Source organism: Klebsiella sp. X13 (assembly GCF_003323835.1).
In the GTDB taxonomy this organism is placed as follows: domain Bacteria; phylum Pseudomonadota; class Gammaproteobacteria; order Enterobacterales; family Enterobacteriaceae; genus Klebsiella; species Klebsiella ornithinolytica.
Window position 1 is genome coordinate 2846840 of the sequence record NZ_CP030874.1, and the last position, 20219, is coordinate 2867058.

At 56.8% G+C, this 20219-nt stretch carries 13 protein-coding genes and 1 pseudogene; 4 read left to right on the forward strand and 10 right to left on the reverse strand.

The window, feature by feature from the left end; all coding sequences use genetic code 11:
• Position 1: 1 nt before the first annotated feature.
• From DSD31_RS13565 to DSD31_RS13595, 6 genes and pseudogenes are all read right to left on the reverse strand, one after another.
• Positions 2 to 511, reverse strand: a complete 510-nt coding sequence (locus DSD31_RS13565) for a GNAT family N-acetyltransferase (protein WP_004861630.1) — start codon at positions 509 to 511, stop codon at positions 2 to 4.
• A gap of 11 nt (positions 512 to 522) precedes the next feature.
• Positions 523 to 2790: pseudogene (locus DSD31_RS26195) on the reverse strand (NtaA/DmoA family FMN-dependent monooxygenase).
• Positions 2791 to 2842: 52 nt separating this feature from the next.
• Positions 2843 to 3964: a M20 peptidase aminoacylase family protein gene (locus DSD31_RS13580; RefSeq protein WP_065906479.1), complete on the reverse strand. Its 1122-nt coding sequence runs from the start codon at positions 3962 to 3964 to the stop codon at positions 2843 to 2845.
• Positions 3961 to 4962, reverse strand: coding sequence for an MsnO8 family LLM class oxidoreductase (locus tag DSD31_RS13585; protein ID WP_015584404.1), 1002 nt, complete (start codon positions 4960 to 4962; stop codon positions 3961 to 3963). Before DSD31_RS13585 ends, DSD31_RS13580 begins: the two co-directional genes overlap by 4 nt.
• Positions 4963 to 5067: 105 nt before the next feature.
• Positions 5068 to 5613 (reverse strand): P-loop NTPase family protein, encoded by a 546-nt coding sequence (locus DSD31_RS13590; protein WP_004861618.1) that lies wholly within the window; start codon positions 5611 to 5613, stop codon positions 5068 to 5070.
• Positions 5614 to 5729: 116 nt separating this feature from the next.
• The gene (locus DSD31_RS13595) at positions 5730 to 6128 is read right to left on the reverse strand and encodes a (R)-mandelonitrile lyase (protein WP_004861615.1); all 399 of its coding nucleotides are present in this window, start codon (positions 6126 to 6128) and stop codon (positions 5730 to 5732) included.
• Between the two features lie 113 nt (positions 6129 to 6241).
• Here DSD31_RS13595 and DSD31_RS13600 point away from each other — a divergent pair, with 113 nt between their 5' ends.
• Positions 6242 to 7129 (forward strand): LysR family transcriptional regulator, encoded by an 888-nt coding sequence (locus tag DSD31_RS13600; protein ID WP_069475973.1) that lies wholly within the window; start codon positions 6242 to 6244, stop codon positions 7127 to 7129.
• A gap of 189 nt (positions 7130 to 7318) precedes the next feature.
• The gene (gene ansP / locus DSD31_RS13605; RefSeq protein ID WP_004861610.1) at positions 7319 to 8782 is read left to right on the forward strand and encodes an L-asparagine permease; all 1464 of its coding nucleotides are present in this window, start codon (positions 7319 to 7321) and stop codon (positions 8780 to 8782) included.
• 45 nt (positions 8783 to 8827) lie between these two features.
• On the opposite strand, the gene DSD31_RS13610 is transcribed toward ansP, so the two are convergent.
• Together DSD31_RS13610 and yncE are read right to left on the reverse strand one after the other, a co-directional pair.
• Positions 8828 to 9049, reverse strand: a complete 222-nt coding sequence (locus DSD31_RS13610) for a YgdI/YgdR family lipoprotein (protein WP_004861607.1) — start codon at positions 9047 to 9049, stop codon at positions 8828 to 8830.
• A 144-nt stretch (positions 9050 to 9193) separates the two neighbouring features.
• The gene (yncE, locus tag DSD31_RS13615; protein ID WP_015584406.1) at positions 9194 to 10255 is read right to left on the reverse strand and encodes a 7-bladed beta-propeller protein YncE; all 1062 of its coding nucleotides are present in this window, start codon (positions 10253 to 10255) and stop codon (positions 9194 to 9196) included.
• A 260-nt stretch (positions 10256 to 10515) separates the two neighbouring features.
• On the opposite strand from yncE, the gene pqqU reads away from it, so the two are divergent.
• Together pqqU and rihA are read left to right on the forward strand one after the other, a co-directional pair.
• Entirely contained in the window at positions 10516 to 12627 is a 2112-nt protein-coding gene (pqqU, locus tag DSD31_RS13620) for a TonB-dependent receptor PqqU (protein ID WP_015584407.1), read from the forward strand.
• Between the two features lie 611 nt (positions 12628 to 13238).
• On the forward strand, positions 13239 to 14174 hold the full coding sequence (gene rihA, locus DSD31_RS13625; RefSeq protein WP_113991395.1) for a pyrimidine-specific ribonucleoside hydrolase RihA: 936 nt from the start codon (positions 13239 to 13241) through the stop codon (positions 14172 to 14174).
• A gap of 269 nt (positions 14175 to 14443) precedes the next feature.
• Here rihA and DSD31_RS13630 read toward each other — a convergent pair whose 3' ends face one another.
• Together DSD31_RS13630 and DSD31_RS13635 are read right to left on the reverse strand one after the other, a co-directional pair.
• Positions 14444 to 14749: a DUF596 domain-containing protein gene (locus DSD31_RS13630; RefSeq protein WP_065906477.1), complete on the reverse strand. Its 306-nt coding sequence runs from the start codon at positions 14747 to 14749 to the stop codon at positions 14444 to 14446.
• A gap of 79 nt (positions 14750 to 14828) precedes the next feature.
• A complete protein-coding gene (locus DSD31_RS13635) occupies positions 14829 to 20171 on the reverse strand; it encodes a DUF637 domain-containing protein (RefSeq protein ID WP_113991108.1) in 5343 nt (1780 codons plus the stop codon).
• Positions 20172 to 20219 lie beyond the last annotated feature (48 nt).

Here is a 20219-nt window from a genome sequence, read left to right on the forward strand (position 1 = left end):
CTCAGGCGCTGCGGCTTAAAACGCTTACTGCCAGCGCTTTGGTGAACCGTAACCGTCCGTCAAATGGCGGCTGGCTGTACTCTTCCGGGTTGCGTGCCAGGTCAAACTGCGCGTCGTACCCCTGACTCAGATAGAGCCTGACCGCTTCCGGCTGGCGAAAGCCGGTCGTCAGGTAGATATGGCTGTAACCTGCCAAAACCGCCCGCCGCTCCAGCTCCTGTACCACTTTCGCCGCCAGCCCCTGCTGGCGCAGGGCCGAATGGGTCCAGATGCGTTTGATTTCCGCCGTATGACTGTCCTTCGGCTTATAGGCGCCGGTGGCGATAATTTCGCCTTCACGTTCAAGGACGATAAACAGCCCCTGCGGCGGCAGATACCACTCGGTCAGCTCAACCTCCGCATCGCGAGAAAAATAGTCGCCATAGCGCGACGCGTATTCGGCGAACAGGCCGTGAATAATCGGCTGGAGTTCCGGCGCTTCAGGTGAGATATCGCGAAATGCTGCACTCATATTGCCTCCTGTTAATCGCCCAGCCCGGCCGGGTTAATTTCGGATTGCGGGATGCTCTCCACGCTTTCCCCCCAGCGGGTAAGCACTTTGCCATAGTCACCGTTCTGAATGGCGCCGTTTAACGCCGTCTGCACGGCCTCAACCAACCCGCTGCCTTTTTTCAGCGTAACTGCAATGTGCGCCGCTTTCGGCCAACCGCCGTCCACGCTGCCCACCAGTTTGGTCTTCCCGGTCAGCGCGGCCTTCCAGGCGCCGATCACGTTCGGGCCAAAAAAGGCGTCGGCGCGACCGGACTGAATGGCCAGCGTCTGGGCGGCATCATCCTTGGTGTAGACCGGCGTAAAGGGCTTCAGCCCCTTTTTCAGGTTTTCCGCATTCCACGCCAGCAGAATGGCTTCCTGGTTAGTGCCGGAGCCGACGATAATCCGCAGCCCGGCAATGTCTTCCGCCTGGTCAATTTTACTCAGCGGGCTGGTACTCTTGACGTAGAAACCCAGCGAGTCCTTACGATAGGTGGCAAAGTCGAACTTCTCTTTGCGCTCTTTGGTGACGGTAATATTGCTGATCGCGGCATCATATTTGCCGGAGGAGACGCCCAGCGGCCAGTCCTCCCAGGAGGTCGGCACGACGTTCAGCTCCAGCCCCAGGCTGTCGGCGACCAGGCGGGCGATATCGACTTCGCTGCCGAGCAGGGTCTTGTTGTCGTCCGAGAAGACGGTCAGTGGCGGCGAGTTCAGCGCCGCGACCGCCACGGTAAATTTACCCGGTACCGCAAGGTGATAATTCGCCGGCAGCCGGGCGATCGCCTGCGGATTTTTGGCCGTGTGCACCGGCGCTTTATTGGCCTCCACGCTTACGCCGGTACCGTTGATATTGACGTCCTGCGCCCATAATGGCGCGCTGAAACCCAGCGCAAGGGCCAGTAAAAGTGACTTTTTCTGCATAGCGAGCGTTCTCTGTTGTTATTGTTGTTGGAATTGATTAACCGGCTGCGTCAGCCCCAGGCTTTCGCGCAACGTCGTTCCCGGATACTCCCGACGGAACAGCCCGCGCGCTTGCAAAATCGGCACCACCCGATCGACAAAGCGCGGGAAGGTATCCGGCGTGCCGCCCTGAATGATAAAACCGTCGGCCCCTCGCTGTTCAAACCAGAGCTGTAAACCGTCGGCGACCTCCTGCGGCGTACCGGCGAAAAGCGGGCGCGGGCTGGCTGCTTCCAGCGCGACCTGGCGCAGGGTCAGTCCGCGTTCGCGCGCATTGCGCTTAATTTCATCGGTGGTGCTGCGGAAGCTGTTTTTCCCGAGGTCGCCAATATCGGGGAACGGTTCATCCAGCGGATACTGCGCAAAGTCATGATGTTCGAAATAGCGTCCGAGGTAGTTGAGGGCATCCTCAATCGATACCAGCGCGGCGGTCGTCTGGTATTGCTGTTCGACGTCGTCGGCATCGTCACCAACAATCACGCTGACGCCCTGGAAGATATGTAGTTGGTTATCCTGACGACCGCAGGCCGCCAGCTGATGCTTCACATCTCGATAAAATGCCTGCGCTTCCGCCAGTGACGCCTGATGGGTAAAAATGGCATCGGCATGGCGGGCCGCCAGCTTTTTACCGTCATCGGAGGCCCCGGCCTGAAAAATAATCGGTCGCCCCTGCGGCGTACGGGAAATATTGAGCGGGCCGGCAACCTGGAAAAAATCACCGCGATGGTCGAGGGTATGCAGCTTATTTTTATCGAAGAACTGTCCGGTAGCTTTATTACGGACGAAGGCATCTTGTTCCCAGGAATCCCATAATCCTTTCACCACCCGCAAATATTCATCGGCAATACGGTAGCGCAGCGCGTGGTCAGGATGCTGCGCGCGCGAAAAGTTTTTTGCCGATCCTTCCAGCGGCGAGGTCACCACGTTCCAGCCCGCGCGTCCCTGGCTCAGATGGTCAAGGCTGGCAAACTGCCTCGCGGTGGTAAAAGGCTCGCTGTAGGAGGTCGATAAGGTGCCCACCAGCCCGAGATTGCGGGTGACCGCCGCCAGCGTCGAGAGCACGGTCAGCGGTTCAAAACGGTTTAAAAAATGCGGGATAGATTTCTCATTAATATATAAACCATCGGCAACAAATAAAAAGTCCAGCTTGCCCTCTTCGGCTTTTAAGGCCGTCTGCTTAACGAACTCAAAATTAATACTGGCATCCGCCTGCGCGGCCGGATGACGCCAGGCGGACATATTTCCCGATGCGCCGTGTAATATTGTGCCCAGACGCAATTGTCGTTTTTCAGACATAGCAACCCCTTTCCTTGCCGAAAATAAAAACAGAAGCCCGAACGCTCAGGCGTCAGATCTGGCCTAAAGCCTGCTCCGCCAGCGCCGCAAAATAGCGGGCCGCCGGGGCAATTAAGTTGTCATCCGGATTGTAGGCCGGGTGGTGAAGACCAAATTCGCTGGCGCTGCCGATACTGACAAACGCGCCGGGAATATGCTGTAGATAGACGGCGAAATCCTCGCCGCCCATATGCAGATCCGCATGGCGGGTGCGGTAGCCGGAGCGAGCGGCAACGTCGCTGGCAAATTCCGCCCAGCGCGGGTCATTGACCAACGCCGTGGGACCGGCGTACCAGAACACATCTATCTGGGCGCCAAAAGCACTGGCGAAACCGGCGGCAATATCGCTGACCCGCGCCTTGACCCGCTGCTGTACCTCGCTGCTGTGGGTACGCAGGGTACCTTCCAGCTCCACGCTTTCCGGCAGCACGTTCCAGGTATTGCCCCCCTGGATCCGCGTTACGCTCAGGACCACCGAATCGAGGGTATTCACCTCGCGGCTGGCCACGCTCTGCAGGACGGTGACCAGCTGGCTGGCCAGCAAAATCGCATCTTTGCCTTCGTGCGGTCGGGCGGCATGCGCCCCTTTGCCGGTGACCTTAAAGACGAAACGATCGACGTTGGCGTAGAACGCCCCGCCGCGGGTGGCGAACTCGCCCAGCGGCAGGCCGGGTTCATTATGCATACCGAAGATCGCCGAGACGCCCTCCAGCGCCCCGGCGCGAATCAGGGTTTTCGCCCCGCCAAAATTCTCTTCCGCCGGCTGGAACAGAATCCGTACTCGTCCCGGGAGCGTCGCTTCGCGTTCTTTCAGCAGCAGCGCCGCCCCCAGCATCACGCTGGTGTGAATATCATGGCCGCAGGCGTGCATCACCCCCTCGTTTTGCGAGCGATACGGCAGGCCGGTGGTCTCAGCGATCGGCAGCGCATCGATATCTGCACGCAGGGCGATAATCTTCTCGCCGCGGCCCACTTCGACGACCAGGCCGGTTTTCAGCGCGTAGGGCAGCACCCGCAGGCCGCCGCTCTCAAGCCAGTCGCGGATGCGCGCCGTCGTCGCCACCTCCTGCAACGAAAGTTCCGGATACTGATGCAGCTCGCGCCGCCAGCTAATCAGCTGTTGTTCAAAGCTCATGGCAACACCTCCGCGCCAAGATGGGCCTGAGCCAGCAGGCGGAGTGAGTCGAGGCGCGCCTGCCCCTCGGCGATCGGCGTGTCGATGATAAATTCGTCAATATGCCAGGCGGCATGCAGGGCGTCGAGCTGCGCTTTTACTTCGTCTGCGGTTCCCGCCAGCAGCGAGGCCTCGCGGCGGGCGATGCGCACCGGCGGACTTCCGGCCTGACGGGCAAAGGCGGCCGCCTGCGCTTCGCTACCTACCGTCACCCGCTGGCCGTTTTCCAGTTCGACGCCCCAGATTTCAATCTGCTTCGCCAGTTCAATCGCCGTGGCGCTCTCTTCAGCGACAATGACCTGGATAGCGATGATGGCGTCGCGGCGACTCAGCGCCCGCCAGCGGGTTAACACCTCGCGCAGCAGCGTTTTGTCGCCGTTAAGGTGGGCGGCGAAAACGAAATTCCAGTCCAGCCGGGCGGCGAGCTGAACACTCTCCAGGCTGGCGCCGAGCAGGAAGCCGTCGGCGCGACGCGGCGGGATTGGCGTGGCGCGCAGGTTCTCTTCCCCTGCGGCATCGGTGAGCGACAGCCAGTTATCCAGCTGGGCGAGGCTATCGGCAAAAGTCCCCTTCTCCGCCGGATCAATCCCCTGCTGCAGCGCCCGCGTTGCCAGCGGCAGGCCGCCCGGCGCTTTTCCGACGCCAAGATCGACGCGGCCAGGCGCTATCGAGGCCAACAGGTTGAAGTTTTCCGCCACTTTGTACGGGCTGTAGTGTTGCAGCATGACGCCGCCGGATCCGACGCGAATCTGCCGGGTCTGGCCAAGGATCCAGGCAATCACCACTTCCGGCGACGGGCTGGCTAATTGATCGGTGTTGTGGTGCTCGGCAATCCAGAAGCGGTGATAGCCCCAGGCTTCCGCCTGTTGCGCCAACGTTAATGTACGCGTCAGCGCCTGAGCGGCCGTTTCTCCCGCCGCCAGCGGACTTTTATCCAGGATACTGATTCGATAAGACATTTCGCAGGCTCGTATTAATTAACATGCCTGCATTATTAGAATCTGCCGCGGCCACTGAGAAACAATTTATTTACATGTACTCTGCCGGAAAATAGATATACGCACTTAACGCGGCGCCACCTGCCGCTGCAGCTGACGGATGAAATCCTCGGTCTGCCGCGGGTGACGCAGGCGTACAAAGCGGATGTGCCGATACGCCGGGTCGGTCATATCAGACTGATAACGCTGGCGATTGTTCTTCCAGGTTTTGAGGGTCCACCAGATAATCGAGTCGCGGCTGAGGAAGGCGCGACGGAAGCTTTCACGGTTGCCGGTTCCCGGCCACAGCTCCTGACCGCTGCTTGCCCGGGAGATGGCCCGACAGATGGCCTGGCGCAGAGTTCGGGCGAAACCATAATCCACCCACACCACCAGATCGACATTGCGCCACTTAACCGGGCGGCTGCGGTTGTAGTTGCCGTCCAGCACCCAGCCGGGAGTCTCGGTGGCTGCAACCACCCTGGCGAAGAACACCTCATCCGGCACGCCCTGCCACTCCGCGCGCCAGTAAAGCCTGTCCATCTCAATGTAGGGAACGGACAAGATCTGCGCGAGCCTTCGCGCCAGCGTCGATTTGCCGACGCCACTGGTCCCCACTACGTTGATATTCATCGCTGTCTCCCAGCCGTTGCGCCGCTGAGAATCATAGCCCGAAAAAGCCCAACGGCGCTACCGGCTGCCCCACGGAACACGGCCGGTAGCTCGAGCCGGACGCGGGGCCAACGGGATTAGCCTGCCGGATACTGGTCGTCGGTCACTTTTTCCAGCCAGCTTACCGGGCTGCCGTTTTCGGCTTCGGCAATCGCAATATGCACCAGGGCGGTCTCGCTGCTGGCGCCGTGCCAGTGTTTTACGCCCGGAGGAATCCAGGCAATATCGCCCTGATTCAGCGCCTGCGGCTCTTTGCCCCACTCCTGCAGCCAGCCGCGCCCCTGGGTGACGATCAGCGTCTGACCAAGCGGATGGGTGTGCCAGGCGGTACGCGCGCCGGGTTCAAAAGTGACCGTCGCACCGCCCACTTTTGCCGGCTCGCTGGCCTGGAACGGCGCATCAATACGAACATCGCCGGTAAACCAGCTATCCGGCCCCTTTCTCGAAGGCTGTGAGCCGCTACGAATAATGTTCATTTCTGTTCCTCTCAACATGACGTGTCTGTTCAAAGTAGCGCAATCTGGCAACGAGGATTAGACTGCAAAATCAGAAAGGAACCATGAACGAAATTCATTAATCCGGAAAAGTGATGTTAAAAGATAACGTTAACGACCTGCTGTCGTTTATGGTGGTCGCCCGCGAGCGTAGCTTCACCCGTGCGGCCGCTCAGCTTGGCGTCTCCCAGTCCGCCCTCAGCCACGCGATGCGCAACCTCGAGGCCCGGCTCGACGTGCGGCTGCTGACCCGCACCACCCGCAGCGTGGCGCCTACCGAAGCGGGCGAAAAGTTGTTCCAGCGCCTGAGTCCGCACCTGCAAGAGATAGAACAGGAGCTTCACGCTCTGCGCGATACCCGCGACCGTCCGGCGGGTAACCTCCGCCTGACCGCCAGCGAGCATGCCACCAGCGCCGTGCTCTGGCCGGCGCTGAAAAACTTCATGTTGCAATACCCGGAGATCAATATCGAAATCACCGTGGACAACGGCCTGACCGATATTGTCGACGGCCGCTATGACGCCGGCGTTCGTCTGGGTGAACAGGTTGCCAGAGATATGATTGCCGTGCGCATCGGGCCCGATATGCGCATGGCGGTAATCGGTTCAGAGGCCTATTTTCAGCGCTACGGTATCCCGCAAACGCCCTACGATCTCGCACAACATCGCTGTATTAATCTGCGCCTGCCGACCCTCGGCGGTATCTATGCCTGGGAGTTTGCGCAGGACGATCACGAAGTCCGCGTGCGGGTTGAAGGACAAATTACCTTAAACAGCCTGCCGCAGCGAATTGATGCCGCGGAATCGGGGCTGGGTCTGGCCTATGTCCCGGAAGATAGCGTGCAGCAGGCGCTGGCGGAAGGACGACTCATCCGGGTCCTCGAGGCCTGGACTCCCGCCTTCCCCGGCTATCACCTCTACTACCCCAGCCGCCGCCAGCATACGACGGCCTTCAGCCTGCTGGTGGACGCCCTCCGTCTTTGAACTCATTGATATTTAAGCAAGTGCGGTCGAGAAATGTTTTACGTGCGTGACTATCTCGATACGTGTAGGATGCTGCGCCATGCTCTGCTTATCTCCTACGTCAGAATGATGGGAAAGCCAGCATAACGTACTGCTACTCAGCGGTGCGATGAACCACTCATGGACATTGACAGGAAAATGGGTACATCAATGAATACAAAGCAACACTCGACGGCGGAACACCATGCCGCCAGACGTCACTGGCTCAACTCCCAGGAATCGGGCTATCACAAAGCGATGGGCAACCGTCAGGTACAGATGATTGCCATCGGCGGCGCCATCGGTACCGGCCTGTTCCTCGGCGCAGGCGCGCGTTTACAGATGGCTGGCCCCGCGCTGGCGCTGGTTTATCTGGTCTGCGGCCTGTTCTCATTCTTTATCTTACGCGCCCTCGGCGAACTGGTGCTGCATCGTCCTTCCAGCGGCAGTTTCGTCTCCTACGCCCGCGAGTTTTTGGGTGAAAAAGCGGCCTACGTCGCCGGCTGGATGTACTTCGTTAACTGGGCGATGACCGGGATTGTCGATATCACCGCCGTGGCGCTGTATATGCACTACTGGGGCGCCTTCGGCGATGTCCCGCAGTGGGTCTTCGCGCTCGGGGCGCTGGCGATCGTCGGTACCATGAACATGATCGGCGTGAAGTGGTTCGCCGAAATGGAGTTCTGGTTCGCCCTGATCAAAGTGCTGGCGATTGTCGCCTTCCTGGTGGTCGGGACCATTTTCCTCGGCAGCGGCAAACCGCTGGACGGGAATGCCACCGGCTTCCACCTGATTACCGATAACGGCGGTCTGTTCCCGCACGGGCTGATGCCTGCGCTGGTACTGGTTCAGGGGGTGGTGTTTGCCTTTGCCTCCATCGAACTGGTCGGGACCGCCGCCGGCGAGTGTAAAGAGCCGCAGACGATGGTGCCGCGCGCCATTAACAGCGTGATCTGGCGTATCGGCCTGTTCTACGTCGGCTCGGTGCTGCTGCTGGTGCTGCTGCTGCCGTGGAATGCCTATCAGGCCGGGCAAAGTCCGTTTGTGACCTTCTTCTCGAAGCTGGGCGTACCGTACATCGGTAGCGTAATGAATATCGTGGTGCTCACCGCCGCGCTCTCCAGCCTCAACTCTGGCCTGTACTGCACCGGGCGTATTCTGCGTTCGATGTCGATGGGCGGTTCCGCGCCGAAGTTTATGTCGAAGATGAGCCGTCATCAGGTGCCGTATGCCGGGATTCTGGCCACGCTGGCGGTGTATGTCGTCGGGGTGTTCCTGAACTATCTGGTGCCGTCGCAGGTCTTCGAAATCGTCTTAAACGTGGCTTCGTTGGGGATTATCGCGTCGTGGGGCTTTATCGTGGTGTGCCAGATGCGCCTGCGTAAAGCTATCAAGGAAGGGAAAGCGGCGGATGTCAGCTTCAAGATGCCGGGTGCGCCGTTCACCTCCTGGCTGACCCTGTTGTTCCTGCTCAGCGTGCTGGTGCTGATGGCCTTCGATTACCCGAACGGTACCTATACCATCGGTTCCATTCCGCTGATTGCGGTACTGCTGGTGGCCGGTTGGTTCGGCGTGCGTAAGCGCGTTCATGCTATTCATAGTACGGCGCCGGGCGTACAGTCAGCGCAAAAATAACCCTATCGCGGTTTGTCCGTCACCGGGCAAACCGCCGCTTCCTGCTTAGTTATCTTCCACCAGCTGCGACACATCGCTGCTGTTAATCTGGCGGTGATTGCCGGATTCATCCACATAGCTGGTCATACCGGTGTCTTTATCCAGACGCGGCTTACCCTGAGTCACAATGGTCTGCCCGCTTTTCGTCGTCATTACATAGTTTGAAGTACAGCCCGCAAGCAGTGCCAGCATCGCGCCAGCGCACAGAACCATAAATGGCTTATTCATACATCCTCCAGAATGATTAATTCCGCCAGGCAGCAGGCGGCAAAACGATGATTGTAAAACCATAACCGCAATCGGGCCAATAAGTGTTTGTAACAGAGGGTGATTCTGGCGGGCGGGAGGGGTTTCCCCCTCCTCAATCACGACTTACAGCGCGATACGGATAACGTCATCCGGCTGGGTCGCTTCTTTCTGACGGGTCGACTCCTGCTTCACGCTGACATACAGCGTTTTACCGTCGGCGGAGAGCGTCAGGCTGTTCGGGTAGGTCGGCGTTTTGAAGGTTTTGACCACTTTATAGGTTTTAGCATCAATTACGCTGACTTCGCCGGCTTTGCGATGGGTCACGTAGGCTTCATTGCGCGTCGGGTTGAACAGCACCGCCAGGGATTCCGGCGCAGCGATTTTCTGCAGCACTTTGCCGTCGCGCAGATCAACAACCAGCACTTCCGGCTGTTTACTGTCGGTGATGAAGGCGCGGTGGCCGGCGGTATCCAGGCTCAGGTTCAGATAGAAGTGCTCTTTACCGTCATCCTGCAGCTTCTTGCGGCTGAGAATTTTGTTGCTCTCGCTGTCGATGGTCAGCAGCTCGCCATCGGCATTGGTGGTGTAAATACGCTTCGCATCAGCATCCACCGCCAGCCCGGTCGCCATGGCGCCAGTATTGGTGATAGTGTCTTTCAGCGTCAGCTTTTCACCATCCACAACCCAGATCACACTCTCTTTACCCAACCCGGTGATATAGACCGTGTTGGTTTTTTCATTGACCGCCAGCTCACGCGGCGCCAGCGGACGCACGGTTTCACTGCGTTGACGATTGTCGAGCACCAGACGGCCTTTCACCGCGCCGGTTTTCGCGTCAATGGCGGTAACGGTGCTGTCAGTGGTGTTACCAAACCACAGCGTTTGCGTAGCATTGTTGATCGTCGCGCCGAACGGTTTCAGATCGTTATGAATAACCTGCGTCACTTCCAGCGTGGTCGGGTCGAGACGATAAACAATCCCGCCTTTATCCAGTGAACGGCTTTGAGAAGTTGCGACCCACAGCGCATTTTCCTGCTGGCTGTAAGCCATTTCGTATGCGCCCTTACCGACCGCCTTGCGCAACATTTCTTCTGCCGCATGAGCGCTGAAGCTCCCCGCCAGCAGTAAAGAGGTTAATAACAGTGAACGACGCAGACGCGGCGCGGACAGATGACGTAATGACATGACGACTCCCTTGAATAAAACACCTATGTGCCTGCTCGACATTGCTTCCCTGACACAAAGTCCTGGCTTTGCGTTCATTTTCAAATGCGAATAGTAATCATTATTTGACATGAAGTGGAGCGTTATTTATGAAAACTGACGGCGAAAATAACCATTCGGTGCCATTATTTAACGAAAATAACGTTAATAATTTTCAAAAAATTACAAAAGGGTTAACATGTGGACATATGTTCCGTTTGGTTCGTTTCACGAGTAGCTCTATGAAAATCCTTTCCGTGCGCACGGCTGCGCTACCTGCCCTCCTCTTTCCGCTGATCGCTGTGGCCCAGCCCGGCACCAGCGATGAACAAACTATGGTTGTGACCGCCGCGCCGACCGCGGTCTCCGAGCTCGATACCCCCGCCGCGGTCAGCGTCGTTAACGGCGATGAGATGCGTCAGGCGGCGCCGCGAGTCAATCTCTCTGAATCGCTGGGCGCCGTACCGGGACTGCAGGTTCAGAACCGACAGAACTATGCTCAGGATCTGCAGCTATCGATTCGCGGCTTTGGTTCCCGTTCCACCTACGGCGTGCGCGGGCTGCGCATTTATGTTGACGGTATTCCGGCCACCATGCCCGATGGCCAGGGCCAAACCTCGAATATTGATATCGGCAGCGTCGATAGCCTCGATGTCCTGCGCGGTCCGTTCTCTGCGCTGTACGGCAACTCCTCCGGCGGGGTGATCAATGTGACGACCCAAACCGGCAGCCAGCCGCCAACCATCGAAGCCAGCAGCTATTACGGCAGCTTCGGCACCTGGCACTATGGCCTGAAGGCGACCGGCGCCGTCGGCGACGGAACGCATGCCGGGGACGTCGATTACACCGTATCGACCAACCGCTTTACCACTCACGGCTACCGCGATCACAGCGGCGCCCGCAAAAACCTGGCGAACGCCAAACTGGGCGTGCGCATCAATGACGTCAGTAAGCTGACCCTGCTGTTTAACAGCGTGGATATCAAAGCCAATGACGCCGGCGGCCTGACCTACGATGAATGGCGGAATAACCCGCGTCAGTCGCCACGCGGCGATCAGTACAATACCCGTAAGTCGACGAAGCAGACCCAGGCAGGATTGCGCTACGAGCGTCAGCTCAGCGAGCAGGATGACCTGAGCGTGATGATGTACGCCGGTGAACGTGAAACCACGCAATATCAGTCAATCCCACGCGCGCCTCAGCTCAACCCCTCTCACGCGGGCGGCGTTATCGACCTGACGCGCCACTATCAGGGGATCGATACCCGCTGGACTCACCGCGGCGAACTGCTGGTGCCGGTCACCTTCACCACCGGTCTCGACTATGAAAACATGAGCGAGCGGCGCAAAGGGTTTGAAAACTTCGTGATGGTCAACGGCGCGCCGCAGTACGGCGAAGAGGGGAACCTGCGCCGTAATGAACGTAATCTGATGTGGAACATCGACCCGTATCTGCAGACCCAGTGGCAGCTGACGGACAAACTCTCCCTCGATGCCGGCGTGCGCTACAGTTCGGTATGGTTTGACTCCAACGATTATTACGTTACCCCGGGTAACGGCGATGACAGCGGCGACGCCAGCTACCATAAATGGCTGCCGGCCGGCTCGTTAAAGTATGCGGTCACCGAGGCGTGGAACGTCTATCTCTCCGCCGGGCGCGGCTTTGAGACGCCCACCATTAACGAACTCTCCTACCGTTCCGATAACCAGAGCGGTCTGAACTTCGGCCTGCAGCCTGCGACTAACGACACGGTCGAGATCGGCAGTAAGACGCGGATCGGCAATGGCCTGTTTACCGCCGCGTTGTTCCAGACCAACACCGATAACGAGATCGTGGTGGATGCCAGCAGTGGCGGCCGTACCAGCTACAAAAACGCCGGCAAAACCCGTCGTCAGGGGATGGAGCTGGGGCTGGATCAGCAGTTTGGCGAAAGCTGGCGTCTGAAAGCCGCATGGACCTGGCTGGATGCGACCTACCGGACCAATGTCTGCGATGACGCCAGCTGCAACGGCAACCGTATTCCGGGCATCGCGCGCAATATGGGCTACGCCTCGTTCGGCTATCAGCCGGATCGCGGCTGGTACGCCGGCAGCGATATTCGCTATATGAGCGATATCATGGCTAACGACGAGAACACCGCCAAAGCCCCGTCCTGGACGGTGGTCGGTCTCACCACCGGTTATAAGTGGAGCTATGGCAAGATGGACATGGATCTGTTTGGCCGCGTCGATAACCTCTTCGATCGCAGCTACGTCGGCTCGGTGATTGTCAACGAGTCCAACGGTCGTTACTACGAACCCGCGCCGGGACGTAACTATGGCGTCGGCCTGAATCTCGCCTGGCGTTTTGAGTAACCCCAGCCTTAGATCGTACAAACCTGACTCCCCGGTAAGCATAGCGCCACCGGGGAAACAGACCGCACAAACCCGTAGCCCCGGTAAGCGCAGCGCCACCGGGGAAGCAGACCGCACAAACCCTTAGCCCCGGAAAGCATGGCGCCACCGGAGAAGCAGACCGCACAAACCCGTAGCCCCGGTAAGCGCAGCGCCACCGGGGAAACAGCCCCCACATCCCCGTAGCTCCGGGAAGCATAGCGCCACCGGGGAAGCAGACCGCACAAACCCGTAGCCCGGGATGCACAGCGCCACCGGGGAAACAGACCGCACAAACCCGTAGCCCCGGTAAGCGCAGCGCCACCGGAGAAGCAGACCGCACAAACCCGTAGCCCCGGTAAGCGCAGCGCCACCGGGGAAGCAGACCGCACAAACCCGTAGCCCCGGCAAGCATAGCGCCACCGGGGAAGCAGACCGCACAAACCCTTAGCCCCGGAAAGCATGGCGCCACCGGCGGATCGTCCCCACGTGCGTCTTATTGCGGCTTACATCACGCTTTGTTTTATCCTTTCTCGTCTGTTGTGCCCTCGAGCGTTACCCTTGTCACAAATAACGCCCAACAAGGAGCTGCTATGGCACTGCCGATCATTCTCGATTGCGACCCCGGTCATGATGACGCCATCGCGATGGTTCTCGCCCTCGCCTCACCCGAACTTGACGTCAAGGCGATCACTGCCTCCGCTGGCAACCAGACGCCGGACAAAACCCTGCGCAACGTGCTGCGCATGCTGACGCTGCTGGGAAGGCAGGACATTCCTGTCGCCGGCGGCGCGCGTAAGCCGCTGATGCGGGATCTGATCATCGCTGACAACGTTCACGGCGAAAGCGGGCTTGATGGCCCGGCGCTGCCGGAACCAGATTTTACGCCGCAGGCCTGCACCGCCGTCGAGCTGATGGCCAAAACGCTACGCGAAAGCCCGCAACCGGTGACGATTGTCGCCACCGGCCCGCAAACCAACGTCGCCCTGCTGCTCAACAGCCACCCGGAACTGCATGACAAGATCGCCCGCATTGTCCTGATGGGCGGCGCGATGGTGTTGGGCAACTGGCAGCCCGCCGCCGAGTTTAATATCTACGTCGACCCGGAAGCGGCGGAGATCGTCTTCCAGTCGGGTATTCCGGTGGTGATGGCCGGGCTGGACGTCACGCATCGGGCGCAGATTCATGGCCTGGATATCGAACGTTTCCGCCAGGTGGGCAACCCGGTGGCGACCATTGTTGCCGAGCTGCTCGACTTCTTTATGGAGTATCACAAGGATGCCAAATGGGGTTTCACCGGTGCTCCGCTGCACGATCCCTGCACCATTGCCTGGCTGCTGAAGCCGGAGTTGTTTACCAGCGTTGAGCGCTGGGTGGGCGTGGAAACTCAGGGGAAATACACCCAGGGGATGACGGTGGTTGATTATTACTTTCTCACCGGCAAGCAGCCAAATACCACGGTGTTGCTGGATATCGACCGGGAGCGGTTTGTGGACCTGTTAGTCGAGCGGCTGGCGTTTTATGGCTGAATAAGGATTCTGAGAGACGTTAAAGGCTGCGATACTGCCTTCTGGATAAAGACGAGCGTCGGCAGTTTGCAGAGTATCAGGCGATGAGTTTGTCAGACGCAGAGCCTGTCCGCTCGTTCGTCAATAAACCTGCCTTTGGTCTGTCCGGGTTGGATCTATCAGAGGCAGGCAGCTTCGTTAATTCCAGTATCGTGACCGACAAACAGCGTTTACCCTGGAAAGGTATTCAAGGATAACGGCTCCGAAGAGCCGTTATGACTAGCGGTGTATCAGGTCCAGTCTTCATAGCCGTTCTCGTGGATCCAGACAATGCCAGCTGGGCAGTTTTCACTTAAAAACCAAAATCCTTCAAATGCATCACAATTCATATCATCCTCAGTTTTGGGAAATGCCATTTCAAAAGCTTCGAGCTGCTTGTCGATGCTTCCTGGGAGGAACTTTCCATGACGAGCAAGTTTGATTTCACCATCCTCCAGTAAACGCCCGATAAACCAGATATAAAGCGCTTTTTCTTCTTTATAAGTTAGCTTATAGGTGCCATCAACACTTTCTGGGTCGATATTTTTCCATAACATGGTGGTAGAAGCCCCTTGAAGAAACTCTTTCCTTTCCTGGTATTGTTTCTCGGTTAAATACGTCACCTTACCTCCTCTTTTATCTAAATTTCACTTCAAATCTATTTAATGATGTTTTGGAGACAGTTTTAATATCTGAATTCCCAATGATTTCAATTGTCCACCTTGCTCCGGTTTTCTCTGCAGAAGCTGAAAAATCTCGAAGATTGATTGTTTGATTGTCGTTTATTTTTGCATACATCAGCCTACCGTCTGGAAGAATCTGCTCTTTAAATGGTATTCCACCAGTTAGAGATGTAGCAAAGCTAATAATTTCATCCTCAGTTAATTTTTCTGAAGCAAAAACTTTAGTTTTACCTCTGGTATCACTCCCTCCAGGTCCCAAAACTTGTTGTAAAGGTTTCCCAAAAACATTTAATTCAGCGTTAGGGTTTTGTTTGTTAAAAATACTTACTAATTTGGCAGTGTTATCTTTTTGCAGGCTTTTGACATAATCAGCCGTTTTCGTCGACAGATTAGCCCCGGCTGCTGTTTCTCCTTTGATAAAACCAGCAACAGGCTGGATATTGAACGTTTTTGTTTTGTAGAACTCATCGAAAACGTTCACCAGCTGTCGGCTCAGCTTCTTCACGCTGTCCTCGGTTTTACCTAGGATTAATGTGCTGCCGGTCGTTACAGCGCCAGTACCAATGATGGCTTCTGGTGCCACAATGTCTGCCGCATAAATACCAGCCTGATTCAGGCAAAGCGCGGGGTTGGTTTTGCAACCGGCGATGACCAGCCTTGCCGCCAGAACCAACTCTGGTGCAGCACCAATCAGAGTCATGCCACCTGCGGTCAGTGCCATACCTCCACCGCTGGCAGCGGCCACGATAATCGCTGCTTCCCGCCGGGCCTGGACGCGTTTAGCTGCCTCCTTATCCCCTTTATCTGCCGCCAGAATATCCCGCTGATTATCCAGGGCATACTGTTGCAACATATGCTCCGTCATATTGTAGCGGTAAACATTTTGCGCGCTGTCCGCACCGCTATATGCGCCTTCGGGCGTATGCGTGGTCAGCGCACCGGTCAACGCGCCAATCACGCGGGCCGTTTGCTCTTTTTCCTCATTACCGTTTAGCGCTTCCTGCAGACGCCGCAACTGGCGCTCTTGCTCATTCAAATTAGCGGGTTCGAACAACGAGCTTTGCATGATGACGCCGGCCATCTCCGCTGCCAGGGCGCCAGCGGCCGCGCCTTTACCGTCACCCCGCCCGATTTCCGCGCTGATGCCAGCCAGAACCGCGTGGCTGACCGATTTCCCGGCCACGCCTAACACTTCACCATTATCCCCAATCAGCCCTGCGCCTTCGGCCTGAACCTGATTACCAACATTCGATAGCAGAGCATTGACCAGATTGTCCTTAAAGCTGCCGCCATTGATGCCGGTGTTCAGGCTGGAGCTGATCACCGATTGTCCAGCAACGCGCTGGGTAATCTTGCTCCACCCTTCATCTTTGACCAGCGCCGGCAGCCGTGCCTTTTCCGGCGCCACGCTGACGTTCATCACCTCATCAAACCCAGCCAGCGCCCCGCCGATAGCCATAGACGTTGCCAGAGATTTAACGGAGCTGCTGCTTCCAAGGCTTTTAAGAGTTTTTGACAGATTTCCCTGATTTTCAACCAGCGCGACGGCAGCCTGAGAAACCAGGGATGTCATACCCGCATAGGCTGAACCATACACTGCCGCGGAAGCCGTTGCGCCCGTAACGCCGGTTGCCGAAACAGCAGTGGTGCCTGCTATCGTCGCAAGACTGGTGCCTGCAGTGACCGCGGCCGCGGCTATCGCAATCACCGCGGCAACGGCCGGATTCAGACTCTGGCTTTTATAGTTCCAGCTGTCGTAGGCATCCTTGACCACATTCCACTGTACGTCATTACGGGTGTTCAACCCTTTTAGCCATTCGGTGCCCGGCTGAACGCCGAGGGCGGTAATGGCTCCCTGCAGCGCCTGACCATTTTTGGTTTTAACATCAGCACTGATGCCGCTTGCCGCATCCACCGTCAGCTTACCGCCGGCGTAAACGGAAGGCAGGACCCATTTACCTTCGCTATAACCCTTATTTGCCTGTTTAATATAAAAGCCTTTCGAGGTGCTGACGGTCTGCTCGAAGGTCGTATTCTTCACCGCCAGGAAGTTGACTTTTCCGTTGGTACTGGTCAGCGTCGCATTTTTCCCCGCCTCGATTTTACTGGCTTCATAGGTACTGTCATCGCGACTCAGCAGGTTAAGATTGCCTCCGGCGGTAAACTCAGTCACCCGATTGGTGGTCGTATGCTTTGTCTGCTTAACCGTCGTTTTCTGTCCCCACCATTTCCGTTTGGTGGTTTGCTTCTCATAATGACTGGACTCTTCCATCGCCTGGGCATATAGCCAGCCGCCTTTCGCTGCCACGTCCATCGCGCCTTTCGCCAGCAGGCGAGATGCCTGGAACAGAATACTGCCGCCCGAAATCACCGTCAGGGCGCCACCCGCATTAAGTGTCACACCGGTCTGGCTGACGGTCTCCGTCCAGGTGTTCCCGGACTCCCGATAAACGGTCCCCCGCGCGGACTGAAATTGCATATTCCCGCCGGAGGTCAGCGTGATATTACCGTTCGATGTCAGGGTGCTACCGTTAGCCTGAATACCGCCGTTTGCCGCCAGAGTGATGCCCTTCGCGCCGTGCAGACGGGTCAGTACATTAAGCTCATCCCGATTATTGTCATTGCCGCTGTCCGTCACGCCATAGCCGTATGTTCCCAGCCAGATAAGCCTCCCCGCCTGTAAGGTTGCCGCTTTCCCGGCCGAAATATCTGCCCCCTGCAGGCCGATATCTGCCGCTGAGCTAATGAGCAGGTTACCCCCGGCTTTCAGGCGGCTGCGTAACTCGGGTATCCGGTTGTCCGGGAATAAATCGCTGTAACGGTCGCTGAGGATCCGCATATTCAGGTCAGTATTTGCGCCTGACGTGAGACTAATATTGCCCCCGGCGTCAAGACTGGCGCCATTGAGATACAGATGTTTTCCGCTAAGCGTAATATCACCCGAGGCGCGCAATGAATCCGCGGGTAACATTAGGTTAAACAGCTCCTGTTTGCGTTCCCGGGTCAGGTTATAGCCCGGGCGCATATGGTCCAGCATCGCTTCATTTTTATCCAGCGTGACATATCTGCCGGCAACCAGAGAAATGTTCTGACTCTGAACCGGAAGACGCGTATTCCTCAGCAGAATATTGCCACCAGCAGAAATTGACAGATCCTTACTGGCTTCAATACTCCCTAGCCAACGGACGCCATCGGCATGGAAATAATTCGGCTGTTCACTGGTATGGGAGTTCACGTCGCCAGTACGGCTGACGAGAGTAATATTCTGTCCCTTGAGTTCACTTTGCCAGGCCTCCACAGTTCCGCCCGTCACGACGGAGAGGTCCTTCCCGGCCGTCAATAGTGCCAGTGCGACTTTGATACCTTTTTCTGACTGAAGGGTGATGTCTCCGGCGGCTTTCATCACATCGGTGGTGATAATTTGCCCTGCGTGGAAGAAAATGCTTTTCGCCGTAATGGTATCCGGGCGCGATATCACACCGGAATACTGCACACTGGTGTTATAAGGTTCATTACTCTCAATGCGATCGGAAAAGTCGGCCACAAAATTTCCGCCAGTAACAACTTTACTGGCTAAATAACTTTGTGGGCTCCAGCTATATCCTTTTTCACCGGTATCAAGATAACTCATCGGAGGATAAGGCCAACCCAACTTATCATATTGCTTATAGGCTTCAGTATCCGGAATGAATTTATTGAATCGTTCTTTGATCCCTACAGAATGACTCGTGGAAACAAATGTTTTCCCTGTCAGGATCATGTCACCCTTAGCTTTAAGGATACTGGCATTGTTCCGTAATGAATCAGCATTGATGAAGCTATTTTTACCCGAGTCAATAACAGCCTCAGGCGTACTCATTTTAACTAAAGTGCGAGTACGTTCATCAGGTATCCATCTGTCGATATTGCGAGTGACGTATGTGCATTCTTCAACCGAATTGCAGGGTAACATCCATTTTTCCCGCTTCGCATAATCCTCCTGATAAAGATCTTGTCGATTTTTTATATCACCGTTTTTATGCGCATTGAAAAGTACGCCATAAATTCTCATGCCTTCACTGTCTACTGCTTCAGACTGTGACACTATGGTCAAAACATCGCGCACATTGCTGAGTTCATTGGTTCGTATAACTAGATCGCCGCTATTCGTCTGGATTCTGGCTGAACGGTTCTCCACCAGTGTCGCTTTATTACCCTGAGCATCCTTCTGTATCCACAGATTGTTGTTGCTGTGCAGGGCCGCCCCCTCGCCGGTGTTACGCACCGTGGAGGCAAACACCCGCATATCCCCGTGAGCCGTGGTACTGCTGCGGTTATCCACGGTGGTGGCCGCCAGCGTCATATCGCGCTCTGCCCGTACGCTGCTTCCGGCTGGTGTGACGATCTCCCGACCGCTGACGTTCAGGTCTGTCTGCGATTTGACGTTGCTGAGGGTGATTTTTCCGGCCGCCGTCAGGGATATATCCCGCTGGGTTGAGGTAACGCTGTTCAGATTAACCCCCACCCCGTCTTCGGTGGCGACAAGACGAATTTTCCCGGCGTACATACCGCCCAGCGCCTTCGTATCAACCGCCAGCTGAGGTTTCGCCCCCTCCCCGGCAACAGGTTTTACCGTGCCATCTTTAAAACTGACCTGGTTCGCCCCCAGGGTCATGGTGAGGGTTTTCGCGTTAATTTTTCCATTCAACTCAGTTGCCCGGCTGATAATATCAACATACTCCGCGCTATTTCCGTCGAGGCCCTTGCTACCGATAATCACTGAGCCTTTCTTAACGGCTAATGCATCCAGCGCCCCTTGTTTATCGAACTGCGGTTTGCCGGTGCTCAGGGTAACCGAAGGCGCGTTAATAAATCCGCAACCATCGCAGGTAATACCGTTCGGGTTGGCTATCATTACGCCAGCTTTATTACCAAAAACTTCCAGCTTGCCTTTTAACTCTGAGCGGTTGCCGCTGGTCACCTCGTTGATAATGAGTTCAGCCGGTTTGCCTTTTAATCTGCTGTTACCGTTGTCAATGGTGACGCCCAGCTGGGTTTTTCCGCCCTGCGTCGCGTTATTTAACACGGCACCGGGGGCCCCCACGTTGAAATCCTGATAGGTGTTGTGTGAAATGCCGGCACCGTTTGGCGTGGCGATATTCACCACCGGAACGTTACCGGGCTTGATGACAACCTGAGTATTCCCGTTAGCTGCAACGATGCCGGCGGCAATTGCGGGATGTAAAGGCTGAACGGCGGTAAGGTAGATCAACAGCCAGCTGGCGCCCCTGGCCAGCGGATGGGCAAGCTTATCCATATCTGAACATCCTTTTATTCTGGAGCCAAAGGGCCCCTGCTGTGTGCC

What these genes read in the sequence shown, in the direction of transcription:
- DSD31_RS13565 (WP_004861630.1), bottom strand. Translation starts at nt 511, where the DNA reads ATGAGTGCAGCATTTCGCGATATCTCACCTGAAGCGCCGGAACTCCAG.
- DSD31_RS13580 (WP_065906479.1), bottom strand. Translation starts at nt 3,964, where the DNA reads ATGAGCTTTGAACAACAGCTGATTAGCTGGCGGCGCGAGCTGCATCAG.
- DSD31_RS13585 (WP_015584404.1), bottom strand. Translation starts at nt 4,962, where the DNA reads ATGTCTTATCGAATCAGTATCCTGGATAAAAGTCCGCTGGCGGCGGGA.
- DSD31_RS13590 (WP_004861618.1), bottom strand. Translation starts at nt 5,613, where the DNA reads ATGAATATCAACGTAGTGGGGACCAGTGGCGTCGGCAAATCGACGCTG.
- DSD31_RS13595 (WP_004861615.1), bottom strand. Translation starts at nt 6,128, where the DNA reads ATGAACATTATTCGTAGCGGCTCACAGCCTTCGAGAAAGGGGCCGGAT.
- DSD31_RS13600 (WP_069475973.1), top strand. Translation starts at nt 6,242, where the DNA reads ATGTTAAAAGATAACGTTAACGACCTGCTGTCGTTTATGGTGGTCGCC.
- ansP (WP_004861610.1), top strand. Translation starts at nt 7,319, where the DNA reads ATGAATACAAAGCAACACTCGACGGCGGAACACCATGCCGCCAGACGT.
- DSD31_RS13610 (WP_004861607.1), bottom strand. Translation starts at nt 9,049, where the DNA reads ATGAATAAGCCATTTATGGTTCTGTGCGCTGGCGCGATGCTGGCACTG.
- yncE (WP_015584406.1), bottom strand. Translation starts at nt 10,255, where the DNA reads ATGTCATTACGTCATCTGTCCGCGCCGCGTCTGCGTCGTTCACTGTTA.
- pqqU (WP_015584407.1), top strand. Translation starts at nt 10,516, where the DNA reads ATGAAAATCCTTTCCGTGCGCACGGCTGCGCTACCTGCCCTCCTCTTT.
- rihA (WP_113991395.1), top strand. Translation starts at nt 13,239, where the DNA reads ATGGCACTGCCGATCATTCTCGATTGCGACCCCGGTCATGATGACGCC.
- DSD31_RS13630 (WP_065906477.1), bottom strand. Translation starts at nt 14,749, where the DNA reads ATGTTATGGAAAAATATCGACCCAGAAAGTGTTGATGGCACCTATAAG.
- DSD31_RS13635 (WP_113991108.1), bottom strand. Translation starts at nt 20,171, where the DNA reads ATGGATAAGCTTGCCCATCCGCTGGCCAGGGGCGCCAGCTGGCTGTTG.